Origin of the sequence: Myxococcus sp. MxC21-1, assembly GCF_032612255.1 — a bacterium.
GTDB classification, from domain to species: domain Bacteria; phylum Myxococcota; class Myxococcia; order Myxococcales; family Myxococcaceae; genus Myxococcus; species Myxococcus virescens.
The window spans coordinates 6890362-6907118 of the sequence record NZ_CP123278.1 but is presented as its reverse complement, the minus strand read 5'-3'; the positions used below and the strand labels follow the sequence as shown (position 1 = coordinate 6907118).

Annotated in this window: 16 protein-coding genes and 2 pseudogenes; 14 read left to right on the top strand and 4 right to left on the bottom strand. The window is 69.9% G+C overall.

The window, feature by feature from the left end; translation table 11 throughout:
* The first annotated feature begins 5 nt into the window (after window positions 1-5).
* Window positions 6-1157, top strand: a complete 1152-nt coding sequence (locus QEG98_RS30695; protein ID WP_316563834.1) for a hypothetical protein — start codon at window positions 6-8, stop codon at window positions 1155-1157.
* A gap of 432 nt (window positions 1158-1589) precedes the next feature.
* On the opposite strand, the gene QEG98_RS30690 is transcribed toward QEG98_RS30695, so the two are convergent.
* Window positions 1590-2939 (bottom strand): sigma 54-interacting transcriptional regulator, encoded by a 1350-nt coding sequence (locus QEG98_RS30690; protein ID WP_316567990.1) that lies wholly within the window; start codon window positions 2937-2939, stop codon window positions 1590-1592.
* Between the two features lie 465 nt (window positions 2940-3404).
* On the opposite strand from QEG98_RS30690, the gene QEG98_RS30685 reads away from it, so the two are divergent.
* From QEG98_RS30685 to trxA, 3 genes are all read left to right on the top strand, one after another.
* Window positions 3405-4061 carry a hypothetical protein gene (locus QEG98_RS30685; protein ID WP_316563833.1) on the top strand — a complete coding sequence of 219 codons (657 nt, stop codon included), beginning with the start codon at window positions 3405-3407 and terminating at the stop codon, window positions 4059-4061.
* On the top strand, window positions 3995-4357 hold the full coding sequence (locus QEG98_RS30680; RefSeq protein ID WP_316563832.1) for a hypothetical protein: 363 nt from the start codon (window positions 3995-3997) through the stop codon (window positions 4355-4357). Before QEG98_RS30685 ends, QEG98_RS30680 begins: the two co-directional genes overlap by 67 nt.
* 141 nt (window positions 4358-4498) lie before the next feature.
* On the top strand, window positions 4499-4885 hold the full coding sequence (trxA, locus tag QEG98_RS30675; RefSeq protein WP_316563831.1) for a thioredoxin: 387 nt from the start codon (window positions 4499-4501) through the stop codon (window positions 4883-4885).
* A 73-nt stretch (window positions 4886-4958) separates the two neighbouring features.
* On the opposite strand, the gene QEG98_RS30670 is transcribed toward trxA, so the two are convergent.
* A complete protein-coding gene (locus tag QEG98_RS30670) occupies window positions 4959-5306 on the bottom strand; it encodes a hypothetical protein (RefSeq protein WP_316563830.1) in 348 nt (115 codons plus the stop codon).
* 151 nt (window positions 5307-5457) lie between these two features.
* Window positions 5458-6348 carry an alpha/beta fold hydrolase gene (locus QEG98_RS30665; RefSeq protein ID WP_316563829.1) on the bottom strand — a complete coding sequence of 297 codons (891 nt, stop codon included), beginning with the start codon at window positions 6346-6348 and terminating at the stop codon, window positions 5458-5460.
* A 195-nt stretch (window positions 6349-6543) separates the two neighbouring features.
* Between QEG98_RS30665 and QEG98_RS30660 the strand changes: the two genes are divergently transcribed.
* The 9 genes and pseudogenes from QEG98_RS30660 to QEG98_RS30620 all read left to right on the top strand — a co-directional run bounded on the left by QEG98_RS30660 (window position 6544) and on the right by QEG98_RS30620 (window position 15554).
* The gene (locus QEG98_RS30660) at window positions 6544-7533 is read left to right on the top strand and encodes an AAA family ATPase (RefSeq protein WP_316563828.1); all 990 of its coding nucleotides are present in this window, start codon (window positions 6544-6546) and stop codon (window positions 7531-7533) included.
* Between the two features lie 30 nt (window positions 7534-7563).
* Entirely contained in the window at window positions 7564-8445 is an 882-nt protein-coding gene (locus tag QEG98_RS30655; protein ID WP_090490236.1) for a DUF58 domain-containing protein, read from the top strand.
* Window positions 8442-9452, top strand: a complete 1011-nt coding sequence (locus QEG98_RS30650; RefSeq protein WP_316563827.1) for a hypothetical protein — start codon at window positions 8442-8444, stop codon at window positions 9450-9452. The genes QEG98_RS30655 and QEG98_RS30650 overlap by 4 nt, the downstream gene beginning before the upstream one ends.
* Window positions 9427-10437: a vWA domain-containing protein gene (locus QEG98_RS30645; RefSeq protein WP_011555616.1), complete on the top strand. Its 1011-nt coding sequence runs from the start codon at window positions 9427-9429 to the stop codon at window positions 10435-10437. Before QEG98_RS30650 ends, QEG98_RS30645 begins: the two co-directional genes overlap by 26 nt.
* Window positions 10434-11495: a VWA domain-containing protein gene (locus QEG98_RS30640; protein WP_090490234.1), complete on the top strand. Its 1062-nt coding sequence runs from the start codon at window positions 10434-10436 to the stop codon at window positions 11493-11495. The genes QEG98_RS30645 and QEG98_RS30640 overlap by 4 nt, the downstream gene beginning before the upstream one ends.
* Window positions 11492-12502, top strand: coding sequence for a tetratricopeptide repeat protein (locus QEG98_RS30635; protein WP_316563826.1), 1011 nt, complete (start codon window positions 11492-11494; stop codon window positions 12500-12502). Before QEG98_RS30640 ends, QEG98_RS30635 begins: the two co-directional genes overlap by 4 nt.
* Window positions 12486-14374: pseudogene (locus QEG98_RS30630) on the top strand (BatD family protein). The gene QEG98_RS30635 and the pseudogene QEG98_RS30630 overlap by 17 nt, the downstream one beginning before the upstream one ends.
* Window positions 14371-15080, top strand: a pseudogene (locus QEG98_RS30625) (SH3 domain-containing protein). Before QEG98_RS30630 ends, QEG98_RS30625 begins: the two co-directional pseudogenes overlap by 4 nt.
* A 105-nt stretch (window positions 15081-15185) precedes the next feature.
* Window positions 15186-15554, top strand: a complete 369-nt coding sequence (locus QEG98_RS30620) for a hypothetical protein (RefSeq protein ID WP_225909466.1) — start codon at window positions 15186-15188, stop codon at window positions 15552-15554.
* Here QEG98_RS30620 and QEG98_RS42330 read toward each other — a convergent pair.
* The gene (locus QEG98_RS42330) at window positions 15497-15793 is read right to left on the bottom strand and encodes a hypothetical protein (protein ID WP_410478087.1); all 297 of its coding nucleotides are present in this window, start codon (window positions 15791-15793) and stop codon (window positions 15497-15499) included. The genes QEG98_RS30620 and QEG98_RS42330 overlap by 58 nt on opposite strands.
* Window positions 15794-16083: 290 nt before the next feature.
* Between QEG98_RS42330 and QEG98_RS42325 the strand changes: the two genes are divergently transcribed.
* Window positions 16084-16593 (top strand): hypothetical protein, encoded by a 510-nt coding sequence (locus tag QEG98_RS42325; RefSeq protein ID WP_410477865.1) that lies wholly within the window; start codon window positions 16084-16086, stop codon window positions 16591-16593.
* The last annotated feature ends 164 nt before the right edge of the window (window positions 16594-16757 follow it).

The following is a 16757-nucleotide window of genomic DNA, read 5'->3' as shown; positions in this document are numbered from 1 at the left end:
GCTCGATGATGAAGCGTCTCTCCCTGGGTGTATGCATTTCCACGTCGATGGCGTTGCTGGGGTGCGGCGGCGAGATGATGGACGCCGACGCCATGGCGGACATGGCGCTGCCCGAGGAGGCCGTGGGCACCACCGCGTCCGCGGTGGAGACGGCCAGTGACTTCCGCTTTCGCACCGCCAACCGCTACGCGGGCATTCACGGCTACGCGGCGGGCTTCGGCAACTTTCATGAGGCCAACTACGGCGCGGGCGTGGTGCGTGGCACCATCCTGCTCAAGCCGGGCACCGTGGCGCACTACCTCGCGGTGCCCCGCTCCTCCCTGGGCAACACGGCGCTGAGCAACATCCCGGAGTTGTTCCGCCGCGCGCAGGACTACGGCAACGCGCACGGGTTGGGTATCGCGCTGCCCGCGTTCGAGCAGGGCCTCAACGGCTCCATCGTGGAGTACGGCATCCACTTCCTCCACCCCAGCGTCGTCGAGTTCCGCGACGTCCCGGGCTGGGCCATTGGCTACCCGGATGTGACGGACGCCGGGGCCATGATGCGCGCCGCCAACGACTACGCCTCCTCGAACGGCTTCGCCGCGGGCCTGCCCACCTTCCACTCCGCCATCTACAGCGGCACGAGGGTGTACGGCATGCACCTCATCCGTCCGGGCTACGCTGATTCGCGGGACGTGCTCGCGGACGTGCTCGCGATGCAGGACCGCTTCAGTTCCGACACCGCCACCGTCACGGGCGAAAACTGGGCCCGGACGCTGCGGCGCCACGAGGCAGCGCAGGACGCCATCCAGACCTGCACCCACCTGACCACCCTGGAGAAGGCCGCGCTGCGCAGTGCCTATCGCAAGGCCATCCGCCACTCGGGCACGAACGAGGCCGGCATCAACGCGCGGGCGGAATTGGGGGGAGACGATGTCTGGATCAACTTCGGCGTGCTCTTCCCTCAGGGGGACACGGAGATTGCCCAGACGCTCATCCACGAGATGATGCACATCGCCGGTTACTCGCACCCGGACCGCCGCAACGGCATCGACACTCCGTATGACGGTGGCCCGTACTACAACTCCGCGCCGCTGCGCGCCGAGCTGTGCATCGCGGGCTTCCAGAGCATCCACTCGACGCGCGAGTCCAGTCGCGAGTCGCAGACGCGCTGAGCGGAGACGGCCTCGGCCGTGGGGGGACTGGGGTTTGAACAGGGGGCTCCGCGCGGTCCAGGCGGAGCCATCCTCCCAGTCAAGCAGCCGCAGGTCCGCGGAGGAATCGCGCGACGTGAGGGGGGCAGACCACGTGGCGACGAACCCGGCCTTGAAGGCCATCAAGTTCGGCGAATTGCCGGTGCTCGTGGCCAAGCAGGTCGGCCTTTCGGGGGGAGTGCCCTGACTGTGCCATCACGGCCGCCTGTGTCGCCAATCTCGACCGGGATGGCGACCTGGACGTGTGGCTCATCTCCTCCAAGGAACTCACCGGGCTGGATGGACAGCCTGTGAATCCTGGTGAGCCCCTCCACTTCATGAACGACCTGAAGGACTGACGCGCGCTTTCGTGAGCGGTCATGCGCGGACGGGCGGTCGCATGCGCCGTCTCACTCAATCCCGTGCGTCGTCCTCGTCCACGAGCATCATCCCGTGCTTCGTGAGCAGCTTGCGCAGGTACACCCGGGCGATGCCTGCCTCGCGGGCCGCGCGGGAGATGTTCCGGTCGCAGCGCGCGATGAGGCCCTGGAGGTAGTCCCGCTCGAAGACCTCGATGAGCCGCTCCTTGGCCTCCTTGAAGGGCAGCTCCGCGTCGAGCGCACCTTGTGGCGACCGGATCGAACCGGAGGGAGCGTCCATGGGCGGCAAGGTGTCCTCGCCCAGATGGATGGCCTGCTCCACCACATTGCGCAGCTCGCGCACGTTGCCGGGCCAGGGATACTGGGCCAGCAGGGCGCGCGTCTGTTCGGACAGGGCGCTGGGCGGACGGCCCAGTCGCTCCAGCATGGCGTCGATGAGCAGCGGCAGGTCTTCCACCCGCTCCCGCAGTGGGGGCGGGATGACCTTGAGCACCGCGAGCCGGTGATAGAGGTCCTTGCGGAACCGGCCCTGTTGCACGGCCTGCTCCAGGTCGACGTGCGTGGCCGCGACGACGCGCATGTCCACCGTGCGGTAGTCGTTGGCGCCCACGCGCTTCACCTGCCGGCGCTCCAGCGCGCGCAGGAGCCGGGGTTGCAGCTCCAGCGGCAGCTCGCCGACCTCATCCAGGAAGACGGTGCCTCCCTGGGCACGCTCGAAGGCCCCGGCGCGCTCCGCCTGGGCGCCCGTGAAGGCACCCTTCACGTGCCCGAAGAGCTCCGACTCCATCAAGGAGGGCGGAATCCCGGCGATGTCCACGATGATGAAGGGCCCACCGGCCCGGGCGCTCTCCTGGTGAATCGCCTCCGCGCACAGCTCCTTGCCCGTCCCCGTCTCGCCTTGGACGAGCACGTCCCCGCCACCCGCGGCCACCCGCTCCAGGACGGTGAACAGCTCGCGCATCCTCACGCTGGCGCCCACGAGCGCGCCGAAGCTCCGCCGCGAGGACAGCGGTAGAGGCCGCTCCCGTGAGTCCTCGGGCACCACCTTGAGGACGACGGTGCCCAGCGTCAGCGACGCCCCGGGCCGCACCTCCAACTCGGTGAAGCGCACCCCTTCATGGAAGGTGCCGTTGCGCGAGCCCAGGTCGGTGGCCACCACCCGTTCGTCTGTCACCTCCAACTGGAGGTGCTGTCGGGACACGACGCGGTCCGTCAAGACGATGTCGCACGTCGAGGACGTGCCGAGTCGGACCACCCCCGGGCGCAGGACATGGCTGTGTCCCGCCTGCTCCCCGGAGAGCACCAGCAGCTTCAACCGCAAGGGGCCGCGCCGCGCCACCGGGACGGGCGCCGTCTGGACCAGCGCGTCCATCTCCGTGTCCATGTCACCTGGGTCCGCCACGGCGGGCAGGCTACCACCGCACCCAGGTAGGGGAGGGGGGGTGACAACTGTTGTTGCCACCTGACAACCGCGGTTACCAGGCCCGCCGGAGCGCCTTGCCGGGCGTCCTCCTCTAGGGCGCGCGCCTCGCATTGGCTCCGGAGGCACTGGAGGGCCCTGGCACACCCACTGCAATGGCCTGGGGCCGCATCGAGAACGACACCACCGAGCCGCCCACCCGCGATGTCTTGCCTTGAATGGCAAGGCACTTTGCGGGTGGGTTTGTTTGTCTTTGTTTTGCGCTCGTTTCCCTCGGAAGCGCGCGAAAAATAAATGAAAACACCGCACGAAACACCGCGCGTATCCGACAGAGAATGTTCATGTAGTCTGCGCGCGGGGCTTTCGGCTGAAACAGCCAGCTGCCCCCAATCCAAACCATCGTAGCAATCGCTATCAGGAGTCACGACCATGAGCCTGTCCATCGCGAAGTCCATTCTGTGCAACGGCTTCTCCGGCAACACCCGTGGCTGCGGCCCCACGGACCGCTACCAGGCGGCTTATCAGTCGATGGACCCGTCCAAGGCGGCGCAGACGGTGCTCAAGCACTTCGACGCCATCGAGGGCGTGGGCATGAACGCCAGCGGCAAGGGCGCCGGGGACAACAACATCGGGACGTCGGAGCTCAAGCGCGTGGCGGACCCGAACAGTGGCTTCCCGCCCGACGTCCGCGCCGCCGCGAAGTGGATGCTCGACCACCCCATCGCCCTGCGCTCGCTGGACCAGGGCGCCAGCAAGGCCCATGGCGGCAACAATGAGGTGCACCTGAGCAAGGCGGACCTCCAGGCGCGCGCGGGCAATGCGTCGGACTCCGGGGCTCCGCAGCGGCCGGCTTCCCGCCGCGTCCGCCGCTGTTCGGCTCCGGGTTCGGCGGCGGCTGCGGTGGCGGACTCGGTGGCCCGGGCGGCCTGCCCAACCCCCACCGTCCCAACCTGCCGCCGCGGCTGGACCTGTGCGGCCCGCAGTCCCGCCCGCCCTTCGGCGCTGGCCGCCAGGAGCCCATGGACGTCTACAAGGCGGCCCAGACGCTCAAGGACCACTTCAACTTCGCCGAGGGCGTGGGCATGAACGCCAGCGGCAAGGGCGCGGGGGACAACAACATCGGCATGTCGGAGCTCAAGCGCGTGGCGGACCCGAGCAGCGGCGCGCCGAAGGAGCTCCGTGAGGCGGCGCAGTTCCTGATCAACCACCCCACGGCGTTGCGCTCGGTGGACCAGGGCGCGAGCAAGTCCAAGTCCAGCAAGGAGGTCCACATCAGCCTCCAGGATTTGGAGTCCTTCACGGCGAAGGCGCCCCGCCGCGAGACGCAGTCCAACCGCCTGGACCTGGCGCAGTTCATGGGCCGGGCGAGCGTCTGGGGCTGAGCCCGCCCGCTGTCCCGGCGGCCCACCCGTCATGGGCCGCCGCGCTGCGCTGGAGGTGACTGGGAGCCGGGCCCTGGGGGGAGCCTGGCTGGCCACATCCTGACACTGGCGCCTCCGGGGGGGAGGGCCCAGTGTCAGGGCATGGCAACCATCGACATCACCAAAGCCAACTTCAAGGAAATCGTCTCGAAGGAGGGAATCGTCCTCCTCGACTGGTGGGCCGAGTGGTGCGCACCGTGCCGCACCTTCGCGCCTGTGTTCGAACAGGCGAGCGCGAAGAATCCGGACCTCGTCTTCGGCAAGCTCGACACCGACGCAGAGGCGGAACTCGCGGGGGCTTTCGCCATCCGCTCCATCCCCACGCTGATGGTCTTCCGTGACGGCATCATGTTGTTCGAACAGGCGGGAGCGCTGCCGGCCAACGCGCTGGATGACCTCATCCGCCAGGTGCGCGCGCTCGACATGAACGAGGTGCGCAAACAACTGGTGGATCGCCAGGCACAGCACGGCGCGCCGTCCCAGGCCTGAGACGGCACGCCTCTGTGCCGCGTGAAGACGGGCGGGGCCTCTCGGGGGAGAGGTCTTCCGCCACGTCTTCGTTTCAGCCCAGGACCTGCACCTTGCCGTGGTCGTCGCAGTGGCCGTCGTGCGGGTGATGCAGGTGGCCGTCCACGAGATAGTCCATGTGGTCTCCGTGCGGCGCGGCCGCGTGGCCACACGAGGGGCCGTGGCGGTGCGTGGCTTCATGGGCACCACAGGCATGCTGCGGCGTGCATTGCGCGGGGTTGCGTGCGTCTTCGGCGAGCGTGCACTCGTCCGTGTGGTCCGAGTGCGGGTGGTGCAGGTGCCCGTCGTGCAGATAGTCCACGTGGTCCTGATGCTGGATGGCGGGGTGGCCACAGCCCTTGGCATGGACGTGGTCATGGCGCTCGTGCGTCTTGTGATTCATGGCAGCCTCCCTGGCGGCGGTGTCCCTGGATGACACAGCGGGACGGTCGCCATCCAGGAAGGCCAGGACAAGCGCCGCCAGGACGAGCTCCGACTGCCGGACGAGGCCGTGTCACCCGAACGCCGTCGGGCGTCTGCCTGCCGGGCGCCCGCTAGTGCTCCTGGGGCGCGGCGAGGAACGCCTTCAGCTCGGGGAGCACGCGCTCCGGACGTTCCTGGTGGGGGCTGTGGCCCGCGTCCAGGCGTAGGAGCCGGGCCCGGGGAAGGCGCCGTGCCGCCCGCTCGGCGATGGAGACGGGCAGGGTGTCCTCGTGCTCGCCCCAGACGAGCAGCACCGGCGCCGTGATGGCGCCGAGCTTTTCCGCGCGATGAAAGACAGGCCCGGCCACGGGCACGAGCCGGTTGAAGGCCCGCGTGGCGTCGGGGCTGGCACCCGGGCGGGTGAGCAGCTCGTACTCCAGGGCGCCCAGTCGCTCACCCAGCGGCGTCGGGGGCGGCGGCATCATCTGAGCCCAGGCCCATGGCCCCAGCGAGCGCGCCAGCCGTTCGGGACCGGCGCGGAAGAAGAGGCGGGCTTTTCGCGTCATCTCCGGGCCCAGGCCCATGGCATCCACCAGGGCCAGCCGCTCCACCGGTACCCGGCCGCGCAGCGCGAGCTCCAGCGCCACGAGCCCGCCCAGCGAGTGGCCCACCACGGCCACCGGGCCCGGGGCGAGCTGGGACAGCAGCGCCTCGATGGGAGCGGTGAAGAAGGCCGCCGCGTCCTCGCCGGTGGCCAGCGGGCCTTCGGGGGTGGACGACATGCCGAAGCCCGGGAGGTCCACCGCCAGCACGCGGTGGTTCCGGGCGAGGACCGTCAGGTAGGTGAACCACTGGGAGGCCGCGCCGCCTCGCCCGTGGAGAAGCACCACCGTGGGGCCGGCGCCCGCCTCCAGGACCCGGAGGGCCCCGCCGCCCGGTAACCAGTGAACCGTCGCGACCACCGCCGGGGCCAGCTGGGCCAGCAGCGCGGCTTCCACCGGCCCCACCGAGGGGGCCTTCATGCCGCCTTCCTCGACACCGGCGTCCGCCGGGAGTGGAACAGGGGTTGGCGTGGCGGCTGTGAGTGGTACATGGGGAGGACACTCCAGGAGGGGCGGACGGGCGGGCAACATACTGGAATGCGCGGCCCTCAGCGGTGTTGAGCCGGATACCCTGTAAACCCTAGGCTGCCCGCCGCCAGTCCGACACGAGGCGACATGAACACCGACATTCGCGCGCTCACCGAACGCGTGCAGCAGGAAAGCAGCTTCGTCGAGGTCCTCAACCAGGAAACCAGCAAGGTCATCGTCGGGCAGCGCTACATGCTGGAGCGCATCCTCATCGGCCTGCTGTGCAACGGGCACGTGCTGCTGGAGGGCGTGCCCGGCCTCGCCAAGACGCTGACGGTGCGCACCGTGGCGGATTCGCTCAGCGCCACCTTCATGCGCATCCAGTTCACCCCGGACCTGCTGCCCGCGGACGTGGTGGGCACCATGATCTACAACCAGCAGGCGGCGAACTTCACCGTCCGCAAGGGGCCCATCTTCGCCAACATCGTGCTCGCGGACGAAATCAACCGCGCCCCGGCGAAGGTGCAGTCCGCGCTCCTGGAGGCCATGGCCGAGCGCCAGGTCACCATCGGCGACCAGTCCTTCCCGTTGCCCGCGCCCTTCCTGGTGCTGGCGACGCAGAACCCCATCGAGCAGGAAGGCACCTACCCGCTGCCCGAGGCGCAGGTGGACCGCTTCATGCTCAAGGTGAAGGTGGGCTACCCGACGCGCGACGAAGAGAAGGTCATCATGGACCGGATGTCCGGTGGCTCGTCGCCGCGCGCCCAGCGGGTCATCGACCTTCAGCACCTGGTCCGTGCGCGCGAGCTCGTCCACCACATCTACATGGACGAGAAGGTGAAGGAGTACATCCTCAACGTGGTGTTCGCCACGCGCGAGCCCAGCAAGTACGGCCTCAAGGACCTGGCGGACTACATCCAGTTCGGCGCCTCGCCGCGCGCCACCATCGCGCTGGCCCAGGCGGCGCGCGCGCATGCCTTCCTGCGCCACCGCGGCTTCGTCACCCCCGAAGACGTGAAGGCCATTGCCTTCGACGTGCTCCGCCATCGCGTCGCCATGACGTACGAGGCGGAGGCGGAAGACCTCACGCCGGAGAAAATCATCCAGCGCGTGTTCGACCGCGTCGAAGTCCCCTGACCCTTCCTCCTCGAGCCCGCCAGGCGCCCCGTGCTTCCCAAGGACCTCATCCGCCGCATCCGCAAGCTGGAGATTCGCACCCGCAAGGTGGTCTCCGACATGCTCGCCGGCCAGTACCATTCGGTCTTCAAGGGCCGGGGCATGGCCTTCTCCGAGGTGCGCCAGTACCAGCCCGGTGACGAGATTCGCATCATCGACTGGAACGTCACCGCGCGCATGGATGAGGCCTACGTCAAGGTCTTCACCGAGGAGCGCGAGCTGACGGTGATGCTGGTGGTGGACGTCTCCGCGTCGAAGGAGTTCGGCTCGCGCGAGCGCACCAAGTCGGAGATCGCCGCGGAGGTCGCGGCGCAGATTGCCTTCAGCGCCATCGCCAACAATGACCGGGTGGGGCTCGTCCTCTTCTCGGACCGGGTGGAGAAGGTGGTGCCGCCGCGCAAGGGCCGCACGCACGTGCTGCGGCTGGTGAGCGACATCCTCACGTTCCAGCCGCAGGGGCGTGGGACGGACCTGGCCGCGGGGCTCAACTACCTGACGCGGGTGGCGAAGCGGAAGGCGGTGACGTTCCTCATCTCCGACTTCCAGGCGCACGACTACGAGAAGCCGCTGCGGCTGGTGGGGCGCAAGCACGACCTGGTGCCAGTGGTGGTGGCGGACCCGTTGGAGGAGGCCTTCCCCCGGCTGGGCCTGGTGGACATGGAGGACCCGGAGACGGGCGAGCGCTTCGTCGTCGACACCAGCGACCCGCGCGTGCGGGGCCGCTTCGCCCGGGCCATGCAGGCCGCGCGCGACGAGCGGCGCAAGCTGTTCAAGAAGCTGGAGCTGGACCACGTGGAGCTGCGCGCGGGTGATGACCACGGCAAGGCGCTGGCGAACTTCTTCCGCGCGCGGGCCCGGAGGATGGCGGCATGAACCGGCTCATCCCCCTGCTGGCGGTGTGGCTCGTGGTGGCGGCGCTGGTGGTGGCGGCTCCCGCGTGGGCCCAGGCTCCGGCCCCTGCACCGGCGGCCGCGACGACGGAGCAGGTCGAACCGCGGAACCTGTCCGTGCGGCTGGAGCCGGAGCAGGTCCGCATCGGTGACCCCTTCGTCTACGAGGTGGTCATCACCCATCCGAAGGACCACCGCTACGAACTGAAGGTGCCCCAGGAGACGGGGGACTTCGAGTTCCTGGACCAGACGCGCCAGCGCCAGGACGGGCAGGAGTCTGCGACCACCACGTTCCGGGTGCGGATGTCCGCCTTCGCCCTGGGCTCGGTGGCGGTGCCGGCACTGCCCTTCGACGTGGCCACGCCGGAGGGGCCCAAGGCGTTCACGGTGCCGGGCCGCACGGTGGAGGTGACGTCCACGCTGCCGCCGGACGCGGAGGGGCAGGGCGCGGACCTCTTCGACTACAAGCCGCCGGAGGAGGTGCCCATCCGTTCGTGGCGTCTGGTGCTCACGGTGCTGGGCGTGCTGGCGGCGGCGCTGCTGGCGTGGGTGCTCTTCCGCTGGTGGAGGAACCGGCCCAAGCATGTGGAGGTGGTGCCGGCGCTGCCCCTGGACGTGCGCACCCGCAAGGCGCTGGACGCGCTGAAGGCGGAGGACCTGCCCTCGCGCGGCCGGGTGAAGGACTTCTACTTCCGGCTGTCCGAAATCGTCCGGGGCTACCTGGGCGAGCGCTACGGCTTCGAGGCGCTGGAGTGCACCAGCTCCGAGCTGATGGCGTCGCTGCGGCGCATGTCCACGCCGGGGCTGCCGGAGGACAAGCTGATGCGCTTCGTGTCCGAGTCGGACATGGTGAAGTACGCACGCGCGGATGCCTCCGCTGACGCCTGCCGCGACGCGCTGGCCTTCGGCTACTCGCTCATCGACACGACGTACGTTCCGCCACCGCCGCCCCAGGCTCCCGACAATGCCGCCGCTCCCCGCGTTCAATAACCCCGAGGCGCTCTGGGGGCTGCTGCTCGTGCCGCTGCTGCTCTGGCAGGCGTGGCGGGAGCGGCGCGCCCGCGCCACGCTGCGCTTCTCCGCGGCGCATGTCTTCGCCCGGGGTGGCCGCGGCTTCCGCGCGTACCTGCTGCCGCTGCTGCCGCTGCTTCGCGTGGCGGCGGTGACGGCGGCGGTGCTGGCCATCGCCCGTCCTCAGGTGCGTGACTCGCGCGTGCGGGACTTGTCGGTGGAGGGCATCGACATCGTGGTGGCGTTGGACCTGTCCACGTCGATGGAGGCCGGTGACTTCCGTCCGCAGAACCGCATGCACGTCGCCAAGGAAGTGCTGAGCGAGTTCATCGCCAATCGGGTGAATGACCGCATCGGCCTGGTGGTGTTCGCGGGCGCGGCGTACACGCAGGCGCCGCTGACGCTGGACTACGGCGTGCTGAAGGAAGTGGTGAAGCAGCTGCGCACGCGCGTGCTGGAGGACGGCACGGCCATTGGTGACGCGCTGGCCACGTCCCTCAACCGCCTGCGGGACTCGGAGGCGAAGAGCCGGGTGGTGGTGCTCATCACCGACGGCGACAACAACTCCGGGAAGATTTCGCCCATGGACTCGGCGAACATGGCCCAGGCGCTGAAGGTGCCCATCTACACGATTCTGGTGGGCAAGGGCGGCAAGGTGCCCTTCCCGCAGGGCACGGACCTGTTCGGCAACACCGTGTGGCGCGACACGGAGATTCCCATCAACCCGGAGCTGATGCAGGACATCGCGGACCGCACTGGCGGCGAGTACTACCGCGCCACGGACCCCGAGCAGCTGCGAGAGGGACTCCAGAAGGTGCTCGATTCGTTGGAGCGCTCGAAGCTGATGGAGGGCGGCGCCAGCGCCACCTACCGCGAGGAGTTCCATCCCTTCCTCCTGGCCGCCTTCGGCCTCGCCGCGCTGGAGCTGCTCCTGCGCGCCTCCTTCCTGAGGGTCTTCCCGTGACGCCCGTGGAACCCTGGCGCTTCACCGTGCTCGGTTACCAGGCGGGGCTCGCGCAGCCCCTCTTCCTGCTGTTCGTGCTCGCGGGCATGACGCTGGGCCTGCTCGCGCTGGTGGGGGCGCTGCGGCGCCGCTCGCGCGTGCGGGCGCTGCTGCATGAACGCCACGCGGAGCGCTTCACGCCGGGCGTGTCGGTGTGGCGTCCGGCCACGCAGGGCGGGTTGTACGGCCTGGGGTTGGCGCTCTTCGGCTTCGCGCTGGCACAGCCGCAGTGTGGCACCAAGAGCGAGCTGACGAAGCGGCGCGGCATCGACGTGGTGGTGGCGCTGGATGCCTCCAAGTCCATGCTGGCGCGGGACATCCAGCCCAGCCGCCTGGAGCGCGCGAAGCTGGAGCTGACCACGCTGCTGGACGAGCTGAAGGGCGACCGCGTGGGCCTGGTGGTGTTCGCGGGTGATGCGTTCATCCAGTCCCCGCTCACGTCGGACTACTCGGCGGTGAAGCTGTTCTTGCGCGCGGTGGACCCGGAGGTGATGCCCCAGGGCGGCACCAACGTGGGCGCGGCGCTGCGGCTGTCGCGGCAGGTGCTGGAGAACGCGGACCGCGGCTCGAAGGAGCGCGTGGTCGTCCTGCTGACGGACGGCGAGGACCTGGTTGGCGATGTGGCGGAGGCCACCGAGGCGCTGAAGGACGCGGGCGTGCAGGTGCTGGCGGTGGGCGTGGGCTCGGAGTCCGGTGAGCCCATCCCCGTCTTCGACCGGCGCGGCGCGTTCGTGGACTACAAGAAGGACGCCGCGGGGGAGACGGTGATTACGCGGTTGGACCGGGCGGGGCTGACGGCCATCGCCGAGGCCACCGGGGGCACCTTCTATTTCCAGCCCCGTGGCGTGGCCATGTCGCAGGTGGTGGAGCGCATCGACCAGATGCAGAAGAGTGAGCTGGAGAGCCGGGTGACGGTCCGCTACGACGAGCGCTTCCAGTCGTTCGCCATCCCGGGGCTGGCCTTGCTGGCGCTGGGCATGTTGCTCTTGCCGTCGTCGCGCCGGAGGCCGTCACCATGAGCGCCGCGAGGACGCGCGCTGTGCGGTGGCTGACGTGGGGCCTGGTGACGTCGCTGGCGCTGCCGTCGCCCGTGTGGGCCGCGGGGCCGCTGGAGCGGGGCCACCCGCTGGTGGAGCAGGGCCGCGAGGCGTACACGGCGGGTCGGTTCGAGGAAGCGCTGGAGGCGTTCGAGGCCGCGAAGAAGGAGCGCCCCAACGACGTCACGGTGGACTTCAATCGCGCGGACGCGATGGCCAAGCTGGGGCGCATCGCGGATGCAAAGGCGCTGTTCCAGTCGGTGACGGAGTCCAACCGCGCCGACCTCCGGCAGAAGGCCTGGTACAACCTGGGCAACCTGCATGCGACCACCGGAGACCGGCAGGAAGCGCTGAAGGCCTACCGGCGCGCGCTCACGCTGGACCCGCAGGACGTGCAGGCCCGCCACAACTACGAGGTGGTGTTGCGCAACCTGCCGCCGCCGCAGGACAAGGGCCAGGACGGCGGCACGGACGGTGGCAACGACGGCGGCAGTGACGGTGGGCGCCCGGATGCCGGCGAGGACGGCGGCACGAAGGGCGACGGCGGCACGCCCCAGGACGGTGGCACCGATGGTGGCTCGGACGGTGGTGCCGACGGCGGCGCGGATGGTGGCGCCAGCGATGGCGGCATGGACGGCGGCGCGGACGGTGGCGACGGGGATGGTGGCAGCGACGGCGGCTCTGACGGAGGCGCGGACGGCGGCGAGCAGGGCCCACCGGACAAGGGCGACGGGGGCGCGGACGGCGGCGCGGATGGTGGACAGGATGACGGAGAGGGCGAGCCCCAGGACGGTGGCAGCGACGGCGGCAGCGCGGGAGAAGAAGACTCGGAGGAATCCGAGGCGGACGGTGGCTCCAGCCAGTCGGACCTGGATCGGCAGGAGGCGGAGCGCCTGCTGGATGCGATGAAGCAGAATGAGAAGAACCTCCAGCTCTGGCGGTTCCAGCAGAAGAAGAAGCAGAGGAAGCCGAATGAGAAGGACTGGTAGCGCCCTCGGCGTGGTGTTCGCCGTGTTCGCCCTGCTGGCCACCGCGCCAGCGTGGGCGGCCTCGGATGACCTCGATTTCTACCAGACGGCGGACCGTACGGAGGTGGGCACCGAGGACACCTTCCGCCTCACGGTGGTGGTGGTGGACGCGCCCGCCAACGCGCAGGTGAAGCTGCCGGAGTCGGACGACTTCTCCATCCTCTCCAGCTCGCGCAGCAGCCAGCGCTCCATCTCCCTGTCGGGCGGTGGCCCCGCCGTCATCCAGGACGTCACGCGGCACGTGTTGGTGATGCAGGCCACGCGCGCGGGACGGCTCAAGATTCCACCGTCGCAAATCACGGTGCGCGGCAAGACGTACCGCACGCAGCCCGTGGAGTTGACGGTGAAGGCCGGCCGGGTGGGCGGTGCGCCGTCCCCGGGGCAGGCGGGACGTGGCGGTGGCCGGCAGCCGGACCCCTTCTCCAGCATCCAGTCGCAGATGCAGCAGATGGAAGAGGCCTTCGGCGACATGATGGAGCCGGACCGGCCCACGATTCCCCGTGGGGACTCCGACCTCTTCCTGCGCGCCAGCCTGGACCGGGACAACGTGTACGTGGGCGAGCAGGTGACGCTGTCGCTCTACATCTATTCGCGCGTGGACCTGTCCAGCGTGGACGCCGTCACCATGCCCAAGCTGGAGGGCTTCTGGACGGAAGAGGTGGAGAGCCCCACGCAGCTGTCGGGCGAGCAGCGCGTGGTGGACGGCATCCCGTACCGCGCCTACCTGCTGCGCCGCCGCGCCATCTTCCCGGTGAAGTCCGGCACGCTGTCCATCACCCCCGCGGAGGCGGACATCACCACCGGCTTCCTCTTCGCCGGCCACCGCGTGCACCGCGTGTCCAACGCGCTCAAGGTGAAGGTGAAGCCGCTGCCGCCCGGTGGGCCGGAGGACATGCCCAACGCGCACGTGGGCAACTGGCGGCTGTCCATGGACGTGTCCCAGACGCGCGTGGAGCTGGGCCAGCCCGTCACGGTGAAGGTCAGCCTGGAAGGGGTGGGCAACGTGAAGAACGTCACGCCCCCCGCGCTGAAGGGCCCCGCCGCGCTCAAGATTTATGACCCCACCACGACGGACAAGGTGTCGCCGCAGCGCCACCGTGTGCAGGGCCGGCGGGTGATGGAGTACCTGGTGATGCCGCAGCGCACGGGCAGCTTCACGTTGCCCGCGCTGGAGTTCACCTACTTCGACCCGCGCGCCCGCAAGTACGAGGTGGCGCGCACCGACCCGGTGACGATTACGGTGGAGGCGGGCGCGGGCGGAGCATCGTCCATCGCCTCGGCGTCGCCTCAGTCTTCGTCGGACCAGGCCAACGAGCAGAAGAACGTGCTGACGGCGGGAGGTTTGCGGCCGGTGCGCTACCAGGCCCGCTTCGAGGCGCCGGGCGTGCCCGTGTGGAAGCGGGGCTTCTTTGTCCCGACGGTGCTGGCCCCGCTGGGGCTGCTGTTGGGCGTGGCGCTGATTGGCGGCGTGCGCGGGCGGCTGGCGCTGCGCTCCGAGGCGGGGCGTGGGCGTCAGCAGGCGAAGGCCGCGCGCAAGCGTCTGGCGGATGCGGAGAAGCTCCAGGCCAGCGGGGACGTGGGGGCCTTCTACGGCGAGGTGGAGAAGGCGCTGCACGGCTTCCTGGAGGCACGGCTGGGCATGCCGGTGGTGGGCCTCACCCGCGAGGTGCTCGCCGAGAAGCTGACGGCGGGGGCGCGGATGCGGAGCGGCGCGCCAAGGTGCTCTTCGTGCTGGAGGCGTGCGACTTCGGGCGCTACGGCGGCGGGGGTGACCCGGCCGAGCGGCAGAAGGTGATGGATGCCGCCGCGGCGGCCATGGAGGGCTGGGCGTGAGCGGCTACTACACGCCGGAAGAGGCGCAGGACATCTTCCTCAAGGCCAACGAAGCCTACGCGCATGAGGACTACGCGGCGGCCAAGGAGGGCTACGAGAAGCTGCTGGCGAACGGCCAGGGCGGCCCCGACGTGCTCTACAACCTGGGCACCACGCACCTGGCCCAGGGGGATTTGGGCCGCGCGGTGCTGGCGCTCGAACAGGCGCGGAAGGAAGGGGGCCGGCGCCGGACCTGGAAGCCAACCTCTCCGTGGCCCGGGCGCGGCAGGTGGACAAGGTGGTGGGCGCCACCGCGGAAGACGCCTTCCTGCCTCGCGTCGCGGCGGCCACGGACGGCCCGGTGGTGGCGTGGACCTTCCTGGGCACCTGGGTAGCGGCCTTCGTCCTCGTGCTGGTCTGGCGCTTGCTGGGGCGGGGCCGGCGGACGGCGGTGGGCGTGCTGGCGGTCCTGCTCTTCGCGGTGGCGGTGCCGTCAGGGCTGCTGGTGGCCACGCACGCCTACGTGGGGGCCACGGTGCACGAGGCCGTGGTGCTGGCACCCACGCTGGTGGCGCGCGAGTTGCCTCAGCCCGGCGCCCGTTCCATCTTCGAGGTGCACGCCGGCCTCAAGGTGCGCCTGCTCGAAGAGACGGGCCGCTTCGTCCGTATCCGTCTGCCCAACGGCCTGGAGGGCTGGGCCGAGCGGGAAGGCGTGGCCGAAATCTGAGGCCGTACGCGGAGTGTCGGGACGCGAAATCCTGGAAATGCCTGCCATTCGGAGGCTAGAGTGCCTCCGGAGGGATAGCAGGTAATGCCAGGAGGTCGTGGCCCTGTGTTTTCGGTCGAGGCACTCGTTGGCAAGAACCGGTTGGTCATCCGCCTCTGGGGTGTCGTCACGGAGGAGGAAGCGCTCCAGATTGGCGATGCGTCGCTGCGCGAGCTCGAGCGGCTCCGGCCGGGCTTCGACATCCTGTCTGACCTGACGGGCGTGACGGAGCTCCCGGAGTCGGGCTCGGGGCAGATTGAGCGCGTCGTCGAAGCGGCCCGGGTCCGCGGCTTTCGCCGGGTGGTGCGCGTGGTGGGGCGCTCCGCGATGGCGGCGGTGCGATTCCAGCGCAGCAGCCGGAACGTGGGGCACGAGGCCTACCTGGCCTTCTCCCTCGAAGAGGCGGAGCAGTTGCTGGAGGGCGGCTGGACATGAGCCTCGGCCCCGGCACGACGCCGGTCAGCTCCGGCGGCCCGTGAGGCGCGCGAAGAGGCCGCGCTTCTCTTCCTTGCGAGGGCCAGGGCGGCCGCCGCGAGGCCTGTCACCTTGAGCAGGTTCTGCTGGAAGACGGGATGGTTCGGCTCCAGCGCCACCGCGCGCTCCAGCAGCTCCACGGCCCGCCGGTAGTCCTTGCGCTGGTGAACCAGGATGAGGGCCAGCTTGCTGTAGAGCACCGCGGCTTCGGGCGCCTGGGCAATGGCGCGTGTGAGCACGTCGATGGCCCGGTCCACCGGCCCTCGCGCTCCAACCGCACGGCGCGCTGGAGGAAATCCTCCGCCGACCCTGGCTCGATTCCGAGCCGCCGGACGGTGCGCGGTGGGACGGGCGGGCTCGGGGGCGCCGCGCGCGTGGGGGCGGGGGCCGGCGGGCGGTGGGGGCTCTCATCGCGGGCACTGGCCGCGCGGGCGGCTCCTCGTCCCCGAGTGCCATGGGCTCTGGCACGAGGAAGTCCTGCCCGTCCAGGATGGGCAGCTCATCCGTCATCGTGCGCATGGCGGGCGCGCCGGGCAGGCGGTGCAGCTCCACGACGCCGCGCTCCAGCAGGGCCTTGATGACGACCTTCACCTCGATTTCGGGCAGCCGTGCCGCCCGGGCCAGGTCCGGCACGGCATGGTCCCCGTCGATGAACGAAGCAATGTGCGCCTCGAAGGGGTGGAGCGGCTGGAGCGCGATGTCCAACCCAGCGCGCAGGTGCGGCACGGTGTGCGCGTCCATGGGCACCGTGAAGCGTGCCGTGGCCAGGTCATGCGGCGTGGGGCGCTGGGGCGGGGGCCTTGGCAGCTCCATGGTGCGCGTGCGCTGCGGCGGGGACAGCAGCGCCCGGACGATGGTGGGCTCGGTGATGACGTACTCCCCGCTGGCCTGCTGCGGGTCCAGCAGCAACCCGCACTGCGTGCACTGGAAGTCGTTTCCACCCACTGCCGCCCGGCACTCGGGGCATTCTGGTTTCGCGGCCATTCCAGGGTCATCATAGCGCCCGGTTTCTGGCCGTGTTGGACGAGGCCGTGCCCACCCTGGCTACGCCCGCCTGTCAGCCCTTCTAATCAAAAAGCAAGGCATCCAGTGTGTGTCCGACTTACGTATGGGGGAGACGGGTGCCATTGCACAATCCGTTGCATCCTCCCTGGTGCGGCTACG